Source organism: Porphyromonas vaginalis (assembly GCF_958301595.1).
In the GTDB taxonomy this organism is placed as follows: domain Bacteria; phylum Bacteroidota; class Bacteroidia; order Bacteroidales; family Porphyromonadaceae; genus Porphyromonas; species Porphyromonas vaginalis.
In genome coordinates this window covers 983773-1000598 of record NZ_CATQJU010000001.1, presented here as the reverse complement: position 1 = coordinate 1000598, position 16826 = coordinate 983773, and the positions used below count along the sequence as shown (strand labels likewise).

General features: G+C 56.5%; 14 protein-coding genes. 10 read left to right on the top strand and 4 right to left on the bottom strand.

What is annotated here, in order from left to right; translation table 11 throughout:
* The first annotated feature begins 506 nt into the window (after positions 1-506).
* On the top strand, positions 507-2687 hold the full coding sequence (locus Q2J34_RS04020) for a heavy metal translocating P-type ATPase (RefSeq protein WP_300969334.1): 2181 nt from the start codon (positions 507-509) through the stop codon (positions 2685-2687).
* A 474-nt stretch (positions 2688-3161) separates the two neighbouring features.
* Positions 3162-4199, top strand: coding sequence for an IS110 family RNA-guided transposase (locus Q2J34_RS04015; protein ID WP_300969333.1), 1038 nt, complete (start codon positions 3162-3164; stop codon positions 4197-4199).
* 629 nt (positions 4200-4828) lie between these two features.
* Here Q2J34_RS04015 and Q2J34_RS04010 read toward each other — a convergent pair.
* Together Q2J34_RS04010 and ribD are read right to left on the bottom strand one after the other, a co-directional pair.
* Complete coding sequence (locus Q2J34_RS04010; protein ID WP_300969332.1) at positions 4829-7378, bottom strand: S9 family peptidase; 2550 nt, start codon at positions 7376-7378, stop codon at positions 4829-4831.
* Positions 7379-7721: 343 nt separating this feature from the next.
* Complete coding sequence (ribD, locus tag Q2J34_RS04005; protein ID WP_300969331.1) at positions 7722-8804, bottom strand: bifunctional diaminohydroxyphosphoribosylaminopyrimidine deaminase/5-amino-6-(5-phosphoribosylamino)uracil reductase RibD; 1083 nt, start codon at positions 8802-8804, stop codon at positions 7722-7724.
* Between ribD and prmC the strand changes: the two genes are divergently transcribed.
* The 3 genes from prmC to Q2J34_RS03990 are packed head-to-tail and all read left to right on the top strand — an operon-like array spanning position 8796 to position 11018.
* Positions 8796-9734, top strand: coding sequence for a peptide chain release factor N(5)-glutamine methyltransferase (gene prmC, locus Q2J34_RS04000; RefSeq protein ID WP_300969330.1), 939 nt, complete (start codon positions 8796-8798; stop codon positions 9732-9734). The two genes, ribD and prmC, sit on opposite strands and share 9 nt — an antisense overlap.
* 10 nt (positions 9735-9744) lie before the next feature.
* Positions 9745-10242 (top strand): regulatory protein RecX, encoded by a 498-nt coding sequence (locus Q2J34_RS03995; protein ID WP_300969329.1) that lies wholly within the window; start codon positions 9745-9747, stop codon positions 10240-10242.
* 23 nt (positions 10243-10265) lie between these two features.
* Positions 10266-11018: a ComF family protein gene (locus Q2J34_RS03990; RefSeq protein ID WP_300969328.1), complete on the top strand. Its 753-nt coding sequence runs from the start codon at positions 10266-10268 to the stop codon at positions 11016-11018.
* A 25-nt stretch (positions 11019-11043) separates the two neighbouring features.
* On the opposite strand, the gene Q2J34_RS03985 is transcribed toward Q2J34_RS03990, so the two are convergent.
* Positions 11044-11175 (bottom strand): hypothetical protein, encoded by a 132-nt coding sequence (locus Q2J34_RS03985; protein WP_300969327.1) that lies wholly within the window; start codon positions 11173-11175, stop codon positions 11044-11046.
* 71 nt (positions 11176-11246) lie between these two features.
* On the opposite strand from Q2J34_RS03985, the gene Q2J34_RS03980 reads away from it, so the two are divergent.
* From Q2J34_RS03980 to lpxB, 4 genes are read left to right on the top strand one after another with little or no spacing between them, the layout of a single operon-like run.
* Positions 11247-12800, top strand: a complete 1554-nt coding sequence (locus Q2J34_RS03980; protein ID WP_298886402.1) for a glycine--tRNA ligase — start codon at positions 11247-11249, stop codon at positions 12798-12800.
* Positions 12790-13335: an FKBP-type peptidyl-prolyl cis-trans isomerase gene (locus Q2J34_RS03975; protein WP_298886405.1), complete on the top strand. Its 546-nt coding sequence runs from the start codon at positions 12790-12792 to the stop codon at positions 13333-13335. Before Q2J34_RS03980 ends, Q2J34_RS03975 begins: the two co-directional genes overlap by 11 nt.
* A gap of 34 nt (positions 13336-13369) precedes the next feature.
* Positions 13370-14134, top strand: a complete 765-nt coding sequence (gene surE, locus Q2J34_RS03970) for a 5'/3'-nucleotidase SurE (RefSeq protein ID WP_300969326.1) — start codon at positions 13370-13372, stop codon at positions 14132-14134.
* A 19-nt stretch (positions 14135-14153) separates the two neighbouring features.
* Positions 14154-15290, top strand: a complete 1137-nt coding sequence (gene lpxB / locus Q2J34_RS03965) for a lipid-A-disaccharide synthase (protein ID WP_300969325.1) — start codon at positions 14154-14156, stop codon at positions 15288-15290.
* A gap of 16 nt (positions 15291-15306) precedes the next feature.
* Here lpxB and porT read toward each other — a convergent pair whose 3' ends face one another.
* Entirely contained in the window at positions 15307-16071 is a 765-nt protein-coding gene (gene porT / locus Q2J34_RS03960) for a type IX secretion/gliding motility protein PorT/SprT (protein WP_298886415.1), read from the bottom strand.
* 90 nt (positions 16072-16161) lie between these two features.
* Here porT and upp point away from each other — a divergent pair, with 90 nt between their 5' ends.
* On the top strand, positions 16162-16821 hold the full coding sequence (gene upp, locus Q2J34_RS03955) for a uracil phosphoribosyltransferase (protein WP_298886418.1): 660 nt from the start codon (positions 16162-16164) through the stop codon (positions 16819-16821).
* Positions 16822-16826: the final 5 nt, after the last annotated feature.

Here is a 16826-nt window from a genome sequence, read left to right as displayed (position 1 = left end):
ACCAATTAGTCAGCTAATACTCCTAAACGAAACGCAGACCATCAAGACACTCATCCGTCTTGGTGGTCTGCGCTTTTGTTAGCTGTTAGCTGTTAGCTACTACTGCACCCTGTAGGGACGCACGAGAGTATCTAGCCGTGATTGAGTCCTGTAGGGACGCACGATCTGTGCGTCCGTTGTCGAACCAACTTGAAGATGTAACCTTTGACACGATGGACGCACAGAGACGAGTCCTGTAGGGACGCACGAGAGTATCTAGCGGGAGGGCGTCCGTTGCGTCAAAGCAAGACGCCCCGCTCCGATCACTCCAATCACTCTAACTTCTAACCTCTAACCTCTAATCCGATTTTCTACGTAGAAATTAAAAAGCCATTCCTTGGAACTCGTATGCGCAACCGAATCAGTGCAATAGCATGACGACATCCGTACGCACGCAGTGTCCCTAGTTTGCAACTCCCTTGCAATTGATTTGGCGTATCTTTGCCTATAGAGAAATATCACTCACTATGAAACAAACTACCGAATATATTCCCATCGTCGGCATGCACTGCGCCGGATGCGCTGCTGCCGTAACAAACAAACTGCAAGGTGTCACCGGTGTCCTCGAGGCCACCGCACAGATAGACACCCGCTCCCTATACATCGTGTACGACGCCGAGCAGATCACCCGCGAGCAGATCGCTGACCTGGTCGCCTCACTAGGCTTCTCACTCATACTCACAACAGACGAGACCGAGGCCGTCAGCCAAGCGTTGGAGCAAGAGCGTCGCTCAGCGCGTCAGCTAGCATGGCGCACAGCCATCGGCGCAGCTCTGACCATCGGCGTCATGATCTGGATGTATCTACTCGGAGGTGTCGGCGAGCATTGGGTCGCCCCGCTCGTCGCACTCGTGGCATACATCTATGTCTCAGGACCTTTTCACTGGAGAGCCGTGAAGCAACTAAGACGGGGCGTCATGGGCATGGACACATTGGTCTCCCTCAGCACCACCTGCTCCGTCATCGGATTGATCCTCGCCTACGGCTCCGAGGGGCATCAGCTACACCTCTACCTCGATGCGCTGGTCATGATCCCCGCCTTCGTACTCATCGGCAAGTGGCTCGAGCAGCGCGCCACAGCCTCCACAGCTAGTGCCTTGCGGGCACTCCTCGACTTGACACCTCGTGAGGCGTCGCTCGTCGTCGGTGAGGAGACAAGACGCGTGCCACTGCAGTTGGTACAGCCCGGCATGACCGTGCGGGTACGCCCTGGCGAAGCGATCCCTGTCGATGGCGTAATCACTTCGCAAAGTGCAACCCACATCAACGAACAAACCATCACCGGTGAAGCAGAGGCTGTGGAGCGTGGCGAGGGTGACAAAGTCTTCGCTGGCACCATCTGCCTCTCCACCGCCATAGAGGTGCGTGCCGAAAGCGTCGGCGCCGACACCGCGCTGGGACATATCGTTGCAACTGTGCGCAAGACCTTGGCGGACAAACCTCCGCTACGTCTCTTGGCCGATCGCATCGCACAATACTTCGTACCCGCCATACTCCTCCTCGGGCTACTCACCTTTGCCCTATGGCACTGGGTCGTAGAGCCAGGCGCACTCGATCTAGCTGCACGCTACGCTATCTCCGTCCTCGTCATCGCCTGCCCCTGCGCTTTGGGCTTAGCCACACCCACCGCACTGACCGTAGCTGTCGGCGAGTCGGCTCGGAGGAACATACTCTTTGCCGAGGCCACGGCACTGGAGACGTTGCCCCGTGTCGAGGCTTTCCTCCTAGACAAGACTGGTACCCTCACCCTGGGCAGCCCCTCAGTCACGGAGCTGCAATGGTTCATCCCCGAGGAGAAGCGCGCCGCCATGCTCTCGCTCATCGTCTCTGCCGAGCAACACAGTCTGCACCCACTGGCGCAAGCGATCGTCGCTTATGGCGAGGCGCAGGGAGCGACGACCAGCGAACTGACCGTCACCGAGCAACCAGGGCAAGGCTTGCTCGTCACGACGCCTGAGGGTGAGCTGCGCATCGGACGCGCCTCGTGGATTGCCGAGGGGGGCGTTGCGTCGGTACCCTCTTGCGACCTCACTGGCTCGCTCGTCTATGTGGCGCAGGGGGCCCAGCTCGTCGCTATCATAGCTCTCTCGGACACGCTCACACCGCACGCTGCCGAGACGATCGCACAGCTTAAGGCACAAGGCAAAAAGCTCCTCATGCTCACGGGAGACCGCAAACCCGAAGCGGAGCGCATCGCTCAGCAAATAGGAATAGACACGCTACATGCCGAGCTCATGCCTCAAGACAAAGAGACTATACTAGCCTCCCTACAAGAGCAAGGCCTCGTCGTAGCCATGGTAGGCGATGGCGTCAACGACGGACAGGCACTAGCTCGTGCCGACGTGAGCATAGCACTCGCCGGGGGTAGCGACCTAGCCACCTCGATGGCGCAGCTGGTCATCTCCAAACCCGACCTATCGCTCCTCGTCGAGGCTACCGAGATAGCACGACAAACGGTACGCACGATACGCTTCAACTTCCTCTGGGCACTTCTCTACAACGTCATCGCCATACCGATCGCTGCGGGGCTCTTCACACGATGGGGCTTGACCATCACGCCCGCCATCGCGGCGGCTGCCATGGCGCTCAGCTCCATCTGCGTCGTCGTCAACAGCCTCCTCCTGCAGCGCCGCATAGCCACGCGCTAGCCTTTGGCCGTTGGCTGTTGGCTACTACTGCGCCCTATAGGGACGCTCGAGAGTATCTAGCGGGAGGGCGTCCGTTGTCGAACGATCTTGACGACATTAGCCGTGACTGAATCCTGTAGGGACGCACGATCTGTGCGTCCGTCCCCGTTAAAACCACGATGCTGTAACTTTTGACACAACGGACGCCCTCCGGCTAGACACTCTCGTGCGTCCCTACTTTAAGTTTGCAGAGTGAAAAGAAATCGACCCGAGATTAGGTCAGTTGAACGGGTTGTTCTTACCTTTGTTGTAGTAAGGTAAGGACAGCAACCAGAGGGTAATCTATCGTCCCTACGAGGCTTCGAGCCTAAGCTCTGTTAGAGACCCTCTGGAGTTCAGCTACTCGAGACTTATTAGAAAGAGAGGCTCAGAGCCTAATTAAAGTAATAGCCTAATGTAGCCTAGCTGCCTTATCAAATATTCAAGTACAAAGTTATGAAATACTACTTTATTGGCATTGACGTATCCAAAGAGAAACTAGATGCCACCTTGATTCACTACGAATCAAAATCAGACAGCGAGCAGCAGCTCGCCTACACCACTGTAGAAAACAACCCTAAGGGGTTCCGGAGCCTCGTCTCTTGGAGCAAGAAGAACGCTGGTCGAGGAGTCAAGACCGACACCATGCTCTTCTGCTGCGAGACTACAGGAGGATACGATCGCGCACTCTGCGACTGGCTCTACGGCAATGGTCTAGACATCTGGCGCGAGAGCGCCCTGCAGATCAAGCGTAGCATGGGGCTGCGCAAAGGCAAGGATGACAAAGCCGACTCGGAGATGATCGCTTACTACGCTCTACGCTTCCGCTCCAAAGCCACTCTCTATAAACCTCTGGACGGAAACATGCGTAGCCTACGAGACCTCTTCCTCTACAGGCAGTCACTAGTTGCTGAGAGGCAGGCTAAGATAGTTAGCTCCAAGGAAAAACAGTACATCTCTAGCGAGTCTAAATCCGACAACTTCATCTACCGAAATGCCCAAAAAGCCATTGACCTCTTGACCCAAAGCATCAAGGAGTGCGAGCGCCAAATGCTCGAGATCATCAAGGAAGACGAGGAGATGTACCGCAACTACCTACACCTCATTTCCTGCAAAGGAGTGGGGCTCGTCACCTCTGTCATGCTGATCATCTACACCGACAACTTCAAGAGCTGGAGTCCCAAGAAGATGGCTAGCTACTGCGGTATAGCACCTTTCTACGAGAGCTCTGGGAGCTCAGTCTTTCACAAAGCCAACACAAGTGGCTACAGTAACCGACGGCTAAAAGGAATCTTGACCCAAGCAGCCCGAAGTGCCATAACTCATAACCCAACATTAAGACAATACTACCTACGCATGAAAGCCCAAGGTAAGCCCTACGGGGTCATCCTCAACAATGTCAACAATAAGCTCGTACACATTCTCTTCTCTTTGGTTCTGCACGACTGCGACTTCGAGCTGGACCACGAAGCGAAGAGAGCTCTTCGAGCCTAGTCCAAGGAAGGAAAGTCTCCGCTCGGGGAGCGCCCCCGCGGCAAGGGGTGGGAGCCCCCACCCCGCCGAGCGGTTCACCCGAAGAGAAGCGAGTCCTCCGAGTCAAGTTCAGAAAGGAAAGTCTCCGCTCCGGGAGCGCCCCGCGGCAAGGGGTGGGAGCCCCCACCCCGACGAGCGGTCCCCCGAAGAGAAGTAGACCGAGCTTGCGAAACGAGAAAAAACTTCGCTTTTTACTTGCACATGAACTTAGAAAGCAGGACGACATGGGGGGATGACGGGGACGAAAGCAGGACGACGTTTCACTCCGACACCTCCGATCCGCTCTTTGCGACTTTACATATCTTTACGGAGGGATTCGTCCGATTCCCGCCTTTTGCGGATTTCCACGTGGAGATTTGAGATTCTCCACGTGGATGTTTTTTATTTTCCACGTGGGCGTGATTTATTTCTTCCGAAGTTTCATTTCATTCCTCCGAAGTTTCATTTCATTCCTCCGAAGAATTTTTTATTCTCCACGTGGAGATTTTGAAATATCCACGTGGAAATCACTTTTCCCCGACGCGGGACCGTTTTGATATGTAGTCGGCTCTAAATTATTGTAGCCAGCTGGCGTTGATTTTTCCGAACAACTAGAGGTGTGCCTCCGGATAGCGAGCATCCCACCAGGTGGGGTCGTCCTTGAGCCACTTCTGGAACCACGCGAAGAGCGTATTCGTCCACTCGATCTTCTTCTCGGGAGCCGTGATGATGTGATCTTCGCCATGCACCTTGACAAAGGCGACCTCACGACCCAAGATCTTCAGAGCGTTGTACATCTGGATGCTCTCGCCGATGGGGACGTTCGTGTCGGCCGTGCCGTGGATCAGCAGTAACGGCGTGTGGATCTTGTCGGCATGGAAGAGCGGACTCTGCTCCGTGTAGAGCTGAGGATTATTCCACGGATAGCTGTTGTAGCTCGCCACCGTACTATAGCCGATGCCCCAGGTACCCTCGCCCCAGTAAGAGGAGAGCGCACTGATGCCCGCATGGCTGATCGCTGCCGCAAAGATGTCGGTGATGGTCTGCAGGTACTGCGTCATAAAGCCTCCGTAGCTAGCACCCATGCAGCCGATCTTCTTCGCATTGACATAGGGGTGCTCTTGGCAAAACTGCTTCGTCGCAGCCACAATCTCGTCGGCCGTTACCTTGCCCCACGCATTGACGTGGCGAGCCGCATACTCCTGACCGAAGCCGGTGGTACCGCTCGGGTTGAGTGTGAGGACCACGTAGCCCTGCGCTGCATACATCGGCAGTGAGTAAGAGCCCTCGAAGAAGCGAGTCGTCGGCGAGGTACCTCCATAATAATAGACGATCATCGGGTACTGCTTCGTAGCGTCAAAGTGAGGCGGCAAGTAGTAGCGTCCCTCCACCTTGTCGCCATTGGGCATCGTGTGTACCCAGTCGCTCATGGTACCCAGCTCTAGATCCTGCATCTTGCTCTTAGCGAGGTCGTAGAGGAGCGTCTCACGCTTTCCTCTGAGCGTATAGAAGCGATCTGCATTCATCGCACTCTGCCCATAGTAGGCGAGCTGACTAGCGTCATCGCTGATGTCAAAGGAACGCACGAGGTCTTCCGTCGTAGCTACCTGCTCGATCTGCTTGCGTGTAAGGTCGAGGCGGTAGAGGGAGATGCGGTCTTTGTTTTCCGCTGTAAAGTAAGCAACGGGCCGGACCGTGCTGACCTTGACCCGCTTGATGGCAGGGTCAAACTCCTTGGTCAGGGGCGTCGCCTGCTGACTCTGGCGGTCATAGAGGAAGAGCTGACCATCGTATGTATTGGTGATCATCCCCTCAGGCAGATTGCGCCCGATCCCATCGAAAGCATTCGCATCACCCTGTATGAGTAGCACATGAGGCTGCGACGTGTAGGAGATCGACGAGATAGAGCGCTCCTGGGTAAAGAGTGGCTTGACCTCTAGCGTCTCTAGGTTCATCGTATAGAAGTTGCTCTGAGAGAAGGGGATCTCGGTGATATCCTCCGATGTGCTCAAGATGATCTCACGAGCGTCGGGACTGACATCATGTAGATAGGTAGAGCGATGGCCGAAGGTGAGCGGCTGATAACGACCGCTCTCAAGGTCGTAAAGGGCGAGGAAGGTGCGCTTGCGAAAGTCTGCCATACGGTCATAGCGTCCCAGTACCTGCTCGGTGATCTTGCCTCGTGCGGGGCCCTCCTCCTCGATGGTGTAGAGCAATTGCTTGCCGTCAGGGAGTATAAAGAAGGAACCAGTGGGGATCTGCTCTGCTACGACACGCTCCTCCTGCGTCTTGGGATCGTAGCTGATCAACAGCCGTCCATCATCTGTCGTAAGCGTGCGGTAGAGCTTGTCTTCTTTGGGCATCCAGCTGGCGAAGCGATACTCCTCGCTTAGCGTGGAGAGGAGCTTATCGCCTTGGTACAGATAGGTGCGGTAATTGCTCTTCAGAGCGTTCGTCTCGCGCTCTATGAGAAGCGTATAGCGACCCGTAGGCGACACAGAGACTGAGTAGAGATTGCGACCTGTCATCATATACTCTAGACTCAAGTACTCCTTGTCGTCGTGACGTAGCTCTATTTGGCTGTCAGCCTTGGCAGGGATGAGCTTCATACGATACTGCGCCGGCTCGCCCCCCTTGGTGAGTAGCTGCAGCGTGAGCAGGTGCGACCGTCCAGGCGTCAGCGTGAGTGACGCAGGCGAAGCCAGCTTTAGCTCGCTCTGATACAGCGTAGCAGACGAGAGCTTGGCACCATCGAGTGCTAAGACAAAGGGTACCGACGCCTCGATCTGTAGCGTCGCCTGCTCATAGCTCGGCGTGCGCAGGCGTACCGCATAGGTCGTAATCGCATCCTCTGCGGTGCGCAGCGTGACGACGCCCTCCTTCGCAAAGGGCAGGGTGCCATGCGCCTGGCTCAGCTTGATATGGTTCACCGGCTTGAGTAGGTCGGTAGCGTCGTACGCCTTGCCCTGCACATCGAGACTATCCGAGATAAACGGCATCATCACCCGATACTGCTGCACCTGTAGCGGTACGATGGTGAGGGTGTCTGGTTGATCCGTCGTAGCTGACGGAGCTGCCGCTGGTTGCTGAGCGGTCGTGTAGAGCGTCGCGAGCACCCAAAGCGGAAGCATCGCAAGGAGTCGTAATAAGTCTCGTTTCATATCCTGTTGCTGATTATTTTACCTAGATAGCGGTGCTCCGTAAGAGCTCCGGCTAAGTTTCCACGCCACAAAGTTAACCTTTTGTTTTCTCTTAGGAGAAAAGATCGGAGTGTAATTAGAGATTAGAGGCTTTCTCTAGAAGGGCTAGTGTGGCTAGTACCTCTAGTGCCACTAGTAGCACTAGTGCAACAGGTGATCCCAGCCAACAGCTAAAAGCTAACAGCCAAGAGCCAACAGCCAACAAAAAATAGCTGTTAGTAGTTCTGAGGAGAGTGCGTAACCAGTCGGCACGCAAGTTCCGCTGCTACGCCTCCTCTCAGTTTTCGACAGCTACTATATTAAGTTACTGGTGAGTCAAACCGTCGGGATGCACGAGATGTGCGTTCCGACGGTCTGCGTTCTGATGGTCTGCGTCGTGAGGGGCGGGGACGCCGTTGTGGAGCTGGACGGGGGCATGCTCGACGTTGAGTTCGTCGTAGAGGTCGGCGTCTAGGAAGCGCTGCAGGAGCTGTGCGCCTCCCTCGACGAGGAGCGACTCGATGCCCTGACTATGCAGGAGCGTGAGCAGGTCGCGCACCTCGCCCGTCGTGGCGAGGCAGGAGACGTGGGGCGGGTATTGCCCATCGGACACTTGCTTGAGGAGTGCAGGCGGGAGGAGAATGATCGTTGGTGCCGTAGCGTCTTGTAGCATACGCAGCTCGGGACGAGGTAGCCGACTGTGACACCAGAGGAGACGGATCGGCTGACCGCCACTACCCGAGCGATTGGTCAGGAGTGGGTCGTCCAGCTCGGCCGTGTGATGCCCCACCAAGATAGCGTCGTGAAGTGCTCGCAGATGATGCACCGAGTGCTGGCGGAGTGGCGAGCTGAAGATGTAAGGCGCATCGCTCGCATCGTGACGCAGGCGGTCGATGTAGTGGTCGGCACTCTCAGCCCACTTGAGCGTGACGTAGGGGCGTCCTAAGGTTTGCGCCACGAGGAAGTGGCGGTTGAGCGCGATAGCCTCTTGCTCTAAGCATCCGACCGAGACCTCTATACCCGCTTTGCGAAGGCGTGCCACGCCTCGTCCGTCCACTTTGGCAAAGGGATCCAGCATCGCGATGACCACTCGGGCGGGTCGCAACCCCGCAATGAGTTCTGCGCAGGGTGGTGTCTTGCCGTAGTGAGCGCAAGGCTCTAAGCTCACATACCAGGTCGCCTCGCCGATAACGCTCCGCAGCTCCTCGGGGACGCTACGCCACGCCATCACTTCGGCATGGGGAGCACCGGCGTAATGGTGGTAACCTTCGCCAATAATCTTATCTTTGTAGACAATTACCGAGCCGACCATCGGATTGGGACTGGTGCGTCCCTGCGCTAAGGCTGCGAGTTGCAGACAGCGCTGCATATAGATCTCGTCTGGTGTGGTAGGTGCTGTATGTTTCATCTAAGTAAAGGTCGCTACAAAATGAGTGAGGCTATGATAGTTGCTGGTATGACGCTGCGTGATGCGGCACTGGCGATAGCGGAGGCGCTGCCTGGGTACTATGCCGAGGTGCGGGAGCGTCGGGCTATGAGCGAGATGCTCCTGCAGCATATCACCAGGCTCAGCCAGACAAGCTATCTGCTTGACCACAAAGTTAGACAATTGTCCGACACGGAGGCCGCTTGGCTCCGGCAGGCGCTCGAGCGACTGGCGCACGATGAGCCGATACAGTATATCTTAGGGGTGACACCCTTTGGCTCATTCGATCTAGCGGTCGGCAAGGGGGTGCTCATACCACGCCCCGAGACGGCCGAGCTGTGCGAACTGATCCTCGCTCGTCACCCCGCCACGGTGGCTCCTCTGCGACTCCTCGACGTGGGGTGTGGCTCTGCCTGCATCCCTATCTATATAGGTAGCGAGCGCCCTCAGTGGAGCCTCTATGCGATGGATCAGTCAGAGCAGGCGCTAGGCTATGCAGAGCAAAACGTTCGCCAGACAGGTGTCGCCGTCCAGCTCTTCCGTGGCGACCTCTTCGCCTGGTGTCAGGGGAAAGGTATCCCCGCCAAGCTTCCTCCGATAGACCTTTTGGTGAGCAATCCGCCCTACATCCCCGAATGCGACCAAGCGACGATGCGCCCCAACGTACTCGTGGGAGAGCCTCGTGAGGCACTCTTCGTACCAGATGCCGATCCGCTCCGCTACTACCGAGCACTCGTGACGCTCGTGCCACAGATCCGCTCGCCTCACGCACCATGTACGCTCTACTGCGAGACACATCACCAGCTGGCGCACGAAGTGGCAGCACTGTGCGAACAGGCGGGAGCAGCTTCGTCAGAAGTGCTCAAAGACTTGACGGGTCGAGAGCGATTTGTACAAGCCACTTTTCAGTAAAAACGAAACCATGGACACCGATATACTCAACAAAGCCAAGTACTACTGCGCACGCGCCGAGCGGTCGCCCCGCAATCTGCGCCTCTTCCTAATGCGTCGGGAGGTACCCTCGGACGAGATTGACGAGTATCTCGCCCTGCTCCAAGAGGGTCGCTACTACGACCCGCAGCGCTACGCCGAGAGCTACGCCCGCACACGCTATCGCGACATGAGCCAAGGCCCTCGCAAGATACGTCAAGCACTGCGTATGCAGGAGGTGCCGACAGAGATCATCGACGCGGTGCTGCCAGAGATCATCGAGGCGGAGCAGCCGAACTACTCCCTCGCGGAGCTACTCGAGAGCAAGCTGCGTCGCACCTCGGCACGGACGCCTCGTGCGCTCTTTGACAAGATGATGCGCTATGGTGTGGGGCGTGGCTACCCCCCGAGCGAAGTGTACGAAGCACTGCAAGAGGTGCTCCAGAGGATGCGAGAGGAGGAAGAGGATAACGAGTCGGAGGAGGAGTAAAGTGTAAAAGCAGCCGTACCTTGATGAGCCACAGACCAACGAAAAGCCCCTCCGCAGGACGCATCGCCCCGCCACCGCCACAAGGATGGCGGGCGACGGCTCGTGAGTCGCTCCTACAGCTCCTCTACCCGCGCTGGTGCCCTGTCTGTCACACGCTACTCCCGCCGAATGCTCCGCCCCTCTGCCTCACCTGTCAAGGCGCACTGGGACGCTATCACGAGCGTACGGTCGGTGCGCTGGACCGTCTGCGTGGTGCCCACCCGATGCCTCGCAGGGTGCTGGCGCCCTATCTCTATGCTCGTGACGATGCGATGGCACTGATCGTCCACGACATCAAGTATCACGGCAATAAGCCACTCGCAAGGTATATGGGTCGCCTCATGGGCACGCTCCTACCGCTAGAGCGGGAGCAGGTAGACTACATCATACCTGTGCCGCTAACGCCGGCCCGCACACTGGAGCGAGGGTATAATCAGGCTGTACTGCTGGCCGAGGGAATCTCTTCGGTCACGGGTATCCCCTATCTGCCACACGCTTTGCGACGTACGCGCTTTCAGGGTAGTCAGACGCATCGTGACCGCACGCATCGTCTGGAGGCTATGCTCGGGAGCTTCACTCTAGGTAGCGAAGCGATCCCCCCAGATAGCCACATCCTACTTCTAGACGATGTGCTCACGACTGGAGCGACCCTCACGGCTGCGCTCAATGCCCTAGCGGACACGCCCCTAGCACAAGTCTCTGTCGGCGTCCTAGCGGTCGGCACGGTAACGGCGTAGTTGGCTATTGGCTGTTAGCTGTTGGCTATTGGCTGTTAGCTGGAGTGATCGGAGCTATCAGAGCTATCAGAGCTATCAGAGCTATCAGAGCTATCAGAGCTATCGGAGCCATCGGAGTGATCAGAGCCAACAGCCAAGAGCCAAGAGCCAAGAGCAAACAGCCAAAGGCCAGCAACTAACCTCTTTTTCGTATCTTTGTAACCATAAGAATTAGGACAAGAAATCATTATGGCATCACAAGAAGACCTCTTTAAGAAGATTGTATCCCACTGTAAGGAGTATGGGTTTGTCTTTCCCTCATCTGATATTTACGATGGACTGAGCGCTGTCTACGACTACGGTCAGAACGGTGTAGAGCTTAAGAACAACATCAAGCGCTACTGGTGGGAGGCGATGACACGCCTGCACCCCAACGTGGTCGGCATCGACTCGTCGATCTTTATGCACCCAGACATCTGGCGGGCATCGGGACATATAGATGCTTTCAACGATCCATTGATCGACAATAAAGACTCCAAGAAGCGCTACCGCGCGGACGTTCTCATTGAGGATCAGATTGCAAAGATCGAGGGTAAGGCGGAGAAAGAGATCGAGAAGGCGCGCAAGCGCTTTGGAGACTCCTTTGACGAGTCTCTCTACCGCACGACCAATCCTCGTGTCAAGGGGTACCTCGAGCAGGCGGAGGCTCTGCGCCAGCGCATGGCAAAGGCACTCAACGATAACGACCTCGAGGAGCTACGCCAGATCATCATCGACGAAAAGATCGTCTGCCCCATCAGTGGCACGACAAACTGGACGGAGGTGCGTCAGTTTAACCTGATGTTTGCCACCGAGGTTGGTTCGACGGCCGAGGGCGCTTCGACAATCTACCTACGCCCCGAGACGGCGCAAGGAATCTTTGTCAACTACCTCAACGTGCAGAAGACGGGACGCATGAAGCTCCCCTTCGGTATCGCACAGATCGGTAAAGCCTTTCGCAATGAGATCGTAGCACGTCAGTTTATCTTCCGTATGCGTGAGTTTGAGCAGATGGAGATGCAGTACTTCGTACAGCCAGGCACTGAGCTGGAGTGGTTTGAGTATTGGAAGAAGCTGCGCCTGCACTGGCACTACGCTCTAGGCTTCCCGCAGAGCGACTACCGCTACCACGATCACGAGAAGCTGGCGCACTATGCCAACGCTGCGACCGACATCGAGTACCTCATGCCCTTTGGCTACAAGGAGGTCGAGGGGATCCATAGTCGTACGGACTTTGACCTATCACGCCACGAGGAGTTCTCGGGCAAGAAGCTCCGCTACTACGATCCCGACACGAAGGAGTCTTACATTCCCTACGTCGTGGAGACCAGTATCGGTGTGGATCGTATGTTCCTCTCTGTGCTCTGTGGCTCTTACAAGGAGGAGCAGACAGAGAATGGCGAGACCCGTGTCGTGCTTTCGCTACCGCCTGCACTAGCACCGGTCAAGCTGGCTGTCCTGCCGCTCGTACGCAAGGACGGGCTGGATGAAAAGGCACAGGAGGTGGTCCGTCTCCTGCATCTCGACTTCACCTGCCAATATGACGAGAAGGATAGCATCGGCAAGCGCTACCGCCGTCAGGATGCTATCGGTACGCCTTACTGCATCACCGTGGATCATCAGACGCTCGAAGACAACACAGTCACCCTACGTGACCGCGACACAATGCAGCAGGAGCGTATAGCTATCTCTGCGCTACATGACCTCATTGCCGAGCGCACTAGTATCAACACCTTACTCAAGAAGATCGAAGATGAAATATAATCTATCCCTGAGAGCGAGCCTCCTAGCACTGCTCTCGCTGCTCCTACTCACAGCTTGCGAAGATCCTATTGATGCGACCACTCAGTGGCGGATCAATAATGAGAGTTCTTTCAATGAGTATGGCTCTAAGGAGGAGTACTCCAAAGCCTCTATCGAAGGCTCCTCAGCCTACGTCTATATGAAGTGGCTGGCTCATGGCGAAGGCAAGGAGCACCCCATCGAGACCTCACGCATCAAGTGCCACTACGAGATGCGTCTGCTCGTAGGCGACAAGGTGGTCGATGGTAACTACGGGTCAGAGCGTCCAGCCGAGTTTGCGATCAATCGTGGCCCGAAAAATCAGCTCGTCGAGGGAGCCCGCATAGGTCTCCAGCAGATGGTCGTAGGCGATGAGGCGGAGATCATCATCCCCTGGTATCTAGGCTATGGCGAGAGACGCTCTGGCGAGATCAACCCCTACACGGCACTGAAGTTTCGTGTCAAGCTCGAGGAGATCATCCCCGAGAGCCAGCGCTCGGCGGTGGCTGAAGACTAGACTTGTCCTACTGTAAACCTTAAATCTATACACTATGAAGATACTACTGACTAACGATGATGGCGTCCATGCGCAGGGGATCCGTGAGCTGGCGGAGACGCTTGCCCAGATAGCGACGGTGACGGTCGTCGCCCCCACGGAGCCCCGCTCGGGAGCCTCTTCGCAGATTACCTCCCGCACACCGCTACGGCTCTCCTTTATGGAGGAGAGTGCGCAGCTCCCCTATCAGCTCTACAGTTGCTCGGGTACGCCCGTAGATTGTGTCAAGCTGGCTCTTAATACGCTCTTTGCCTCTGAGCTGCCAGACCTGGTGATCTCAGGGATCAACCATGGGCGCAACGACGGCATCTGCGCCATCTACTCAGGTACCGTGGGAGCTGCCATAGAGGCCGCCATAGCACGTATACCAGCGGTTGCTTTCTCGCTAGCTAACCACAGCGACAAGTGCGACTTTAGCGAGGTATGCGCTTTTGCCAAGCAGTTCATCCCGCAGGTGGTCGAGCATGGGCTACCGCATACGACGATGCTCAATGTCAACTTCCCGAAGGGTTCTGCCAAGGGTATCAAGTGGGCACCACAAGGTACGGGTCGCTTCGTCAATGAGTATATGCGTGCCGAGACGCCGCACGGCACTCCTGTCTACTGGATGCAGGGCGATCAGGTCGATCCCGATCAACGTACGGGGACGGATCACTACTGGCTCATCGAGGGCTACGCTACGATCTCACCCCTGCAGATCGATATGACAGATCACCCCTTCCTAGAGCAGGTCGCCCAGCAGTGGCCGCTACATCTCTAGAGCAATAGACAGACAAGCTATGAAATACCTCCTCATAGCTGGCGAAGCCTCTGGCGACGAGCATGGTGCACGGCTCATCGCCTCACTCAAAGCGGTCGATGCGAAGGCCGCTTTTGCCTTTATTGGGGGGGACAAGATGGCGCAGCAGGCGGGTGTAGCTCCCCTTTACCACTACCGTGAGATAGCGGTCATGGGCTTCACGAGTGTGCTGCGCAGTATGAGCAAGATAAGACTAGCAGCGCGCCTACTACAAGAGGAGATGCGCTCGAATCCGCCTGACGTAGTCATCCCGATCGACTACGGAGGCTTTAACCTGCGCTACACGCTCCCGATGGCGCATCGTCACGGCGTGCCAGTGGTTTACTACATCCCGCCTAAGGTGTGGGCCTCTCGTCGTAGACGCATCAAGCGTCTCCGGAGCTACACGGATCTCTGCTTGACGATCCTCCCCTTTGAGGCGGACTACCTCTCGCAGCGTGGCGTCAATGCCCGCTACGTGGGCAATCCGAGTATACAGAGCGTGGGCGAGCTACTGGATAGCAATGCTAAGCTGTGCGATACGGAACGACCTTACGTAGCACTCCTCCCAGGGAGTCGCGAAGCTGAGATAGCCCGTAACCTACCGATCATGCGCCGAGCGATAGACCTCCTACCCGCTCCCTGGCGAGCCGTCATCGCAGGAGCACCGAGCATCGATCCAGCGCACTACACACCCTATCTCAGTGAGCGCATAGAGCTCGTCATCGATGAGACGCTCCCGCTCTTGGCTGGCGCCTCGGCAGCGTTGGTCACCTCCGGGACAGCCACGCTTGAGACAGCACTCATAGGCACCCCACAAGTGGTCGCCTATCGTCTCCCTGCAGGGCGCTTAGCGCGTTGGGCGTTCGACCATCTCCTGCCGATCCGATACTTTTCATTGGTCAACTTGATTGCCGAGTCTCCCGTCGTCGAGGAACTGCTGGGCGATGCTGTGACAGCGCAGCGACTAGTTCAAGCGCTGACGCCACTTCTCGATCGTGAGAGCACAGCCTATCAGACGCAGCAAGCGCAATATCGTATGGTGCGCCAGCGACTAGAGCCGTCACGAGTAGCCTCGCAGGTGGCAGCCGAGAGGATCTACCACGCGCTCTCTACGCAGTGGAAGTCGGAGGAGTAGCTGTGTGCCGTCTCGCCTACTCGAAGCAGAAGGTGAGCATGATCATCCGCCCCGTACCACGGCGCAATGCATTGGTGTAGCGCATGCTAGCACCCTCATCCAGGTCGGGTCTGTTGTGACGGATCAGGTCAGTAAAGCCAAAGTCAAAGCGTAGCTCCGGCGAGAGCTTGAAGTAGCGCAGGTAAATGTCGCACCCTACGCCAAAGGTCCAGCCCGCTGAGAGCGGTGCGAACTGCAAGGGGGCACCCTTTTTCTGACCCATGTGTAGCAAGCCGTAGACGCCCCCCACGAGATATGGGCGGGTGTCGTTAAAGCGCACAGAGCTGTACTTAACCAGCAGTGGTAACTCGATCTGACTGTTGCGCATCGGCATCGATTCAAAAGCCTCGTCGCCCGTTGCCTCCCAAGACCTAAAGAGCAATCGCTGCTCCCCAAAGTGTAGTGTCGGAAGCAGTCGTATACTCCAGTCCATGTGCGGGTTGTAGTTGGCTATGACCCCTACGCTAAAGCCTGGACTATAGCTCGGCACTGCCGCATAGAGCGTTTGCGCCTCCCCCTCCGTCGGGCCTAGGTTGTCGATGATTAGATCCTCCACATGCACTCCCACGTGAAATCCCCAGTTAAATCGTCTATGATCCGCATAGGGTCGCGTCATCGGTCGCGCCGTCTGTGCTGAGAGCGTGGTAGCCATCGGCACCAGTAGCAGCAGTAGCAGCAGCCCCACCAGCCCATGGCGACGACCTAGTGAATAGGTATGATATGTACTTGCGTCTTGCTTCACAAAAGAGTAATTGACTACGTGATTCAAACGTCTATCCGGCAAAGATATTGTATATTTGCCTAATTTAAGCACCCAAACATAGTAAAGCTCATGCAGGTATACAATCTATCCGAGAGACCTTCACTCCTGACCCACTTCATCTCTGAGATACGAGACCGAGAGATCCAGAGAGATCCCCTACGCTTTAGAGCAAACATCGAGCGCATCGGCCACATCATGGCTTACGAGCTGAGCAAGCAGCTCCACTACCAGACACGTCCCGTGGAGACGCCACTCGGCACTGCCCCCACAGCCGTACTAGACGAGCAGCTCGTCGTGGCAACGATCCTCCGTGCTGGACTACCCCTTCATCACGGCTTCCTAGACTTCTTCGATCGTGCCGAAAATGCTTTCATCTCCGCCTATCGCAAAGTCAAGGATGACGAAGACTTTGACATCCATGTCGAGTATGTTGCTGCGCCAGACTTGACTGGCAAGGAGCTACTCCTCGTTGACCCGATGCTCGCCACGGGAGGCTCTATGCATCTATCCTGGCAGGCGCTCCTCAAGAGCTGTGGCACACCTCGCCACACCCACATGGTCGCCATCGTGGCTAGCCAGCAAGCTATCGACTTCCTCCAGTCTCAGTTTGACGACAAGGATCCCGTCACACTCTGGGTGGCTGTCATCGACCCAGCACTCAACGAGCATGCTTACATCGTCCCAGGACTAGGCGATGCAGGCGATCTAGCCTTCGGTAGTAAGCTCTAAAAGAG

Coding starts and splice junctions, on each gene's coding strand:
- Q2J34_RS04020 (WP_300969334.1), top strand. CDS start 507: ATGAAACAAACTACCGAATATATTCCCATCGTCGGCATGCACTGCGCC.
- Q2J34_RS04015 (WP_300969333.1), top strand. CDS start 3,162: ATGAAATACTACTTTATTGGCATTGACGTATCCAAAGAGAAACTAGAT.
- Q2J34_RS04010 (WP_300969332.1), bottom strand. CDS start 7,378: ATGAAACGAGACTTATTACGACTCCTTGCGATGCTTCCGCTTTGGGTG.
- prmC (WP_300969330.1), top strand. CDS start 8,796: ATGTTTCATCTAAGTAAAGGTCGCTACAAAATGAGTGAGGCTATGATA.
- ribD (WP_300969331.1), bottom strand. CDS start 8,804: ATGAAACATACAGCACCTACCACACCAGACGAGATCTATATGCAGCGC.
- Q2J34_RS03995 (WP_300969329.1), top strand. CDS start 9,745: ATGGACACCGATATACTCAACAAAGCCAAGTACTACTGCGCACGCGCC.
- Q2J34_RS03990 (WP_300969328.1), top strand. CDS start 10,266: ATGAGCCACAGACCAACGAAAAGCCCCTCCGCAGGACGCATCGCCCCG.
- Q2J34_RS03980 (WP_298886402.1), top strand. CDS start 11,247: ATGGCATCACAAGAAGACCTCTTTAAGAAGATTGTATCCCACTGTAAG.
- Q2J34_RS03975 (WP_298886405.1), top strand. CDS start 12,790: ATGAAATATAATCTATCCCTGAGAGCGAGCCTCCTAGCACTGCTCTCG.
- surE (WP_300969326.1), top strand. CDS start 13,370: ATGAAGATACTACTGACTAACGATGATGGCGTCCATGCGCAGGGGATC.
- lpxB (WP_300969325.1), top strand. CDS start 14,154: ATGAAATACCTCCTCATAGCTGGCGAAGCCTCTGGCGACGAGCATGGT.
- upp (WP_298886418.1), top strand. CDS start 16,162: ATGCAGGTATACAATCTATCCGAGAGACCTTCACTCCTGACCCACTTC.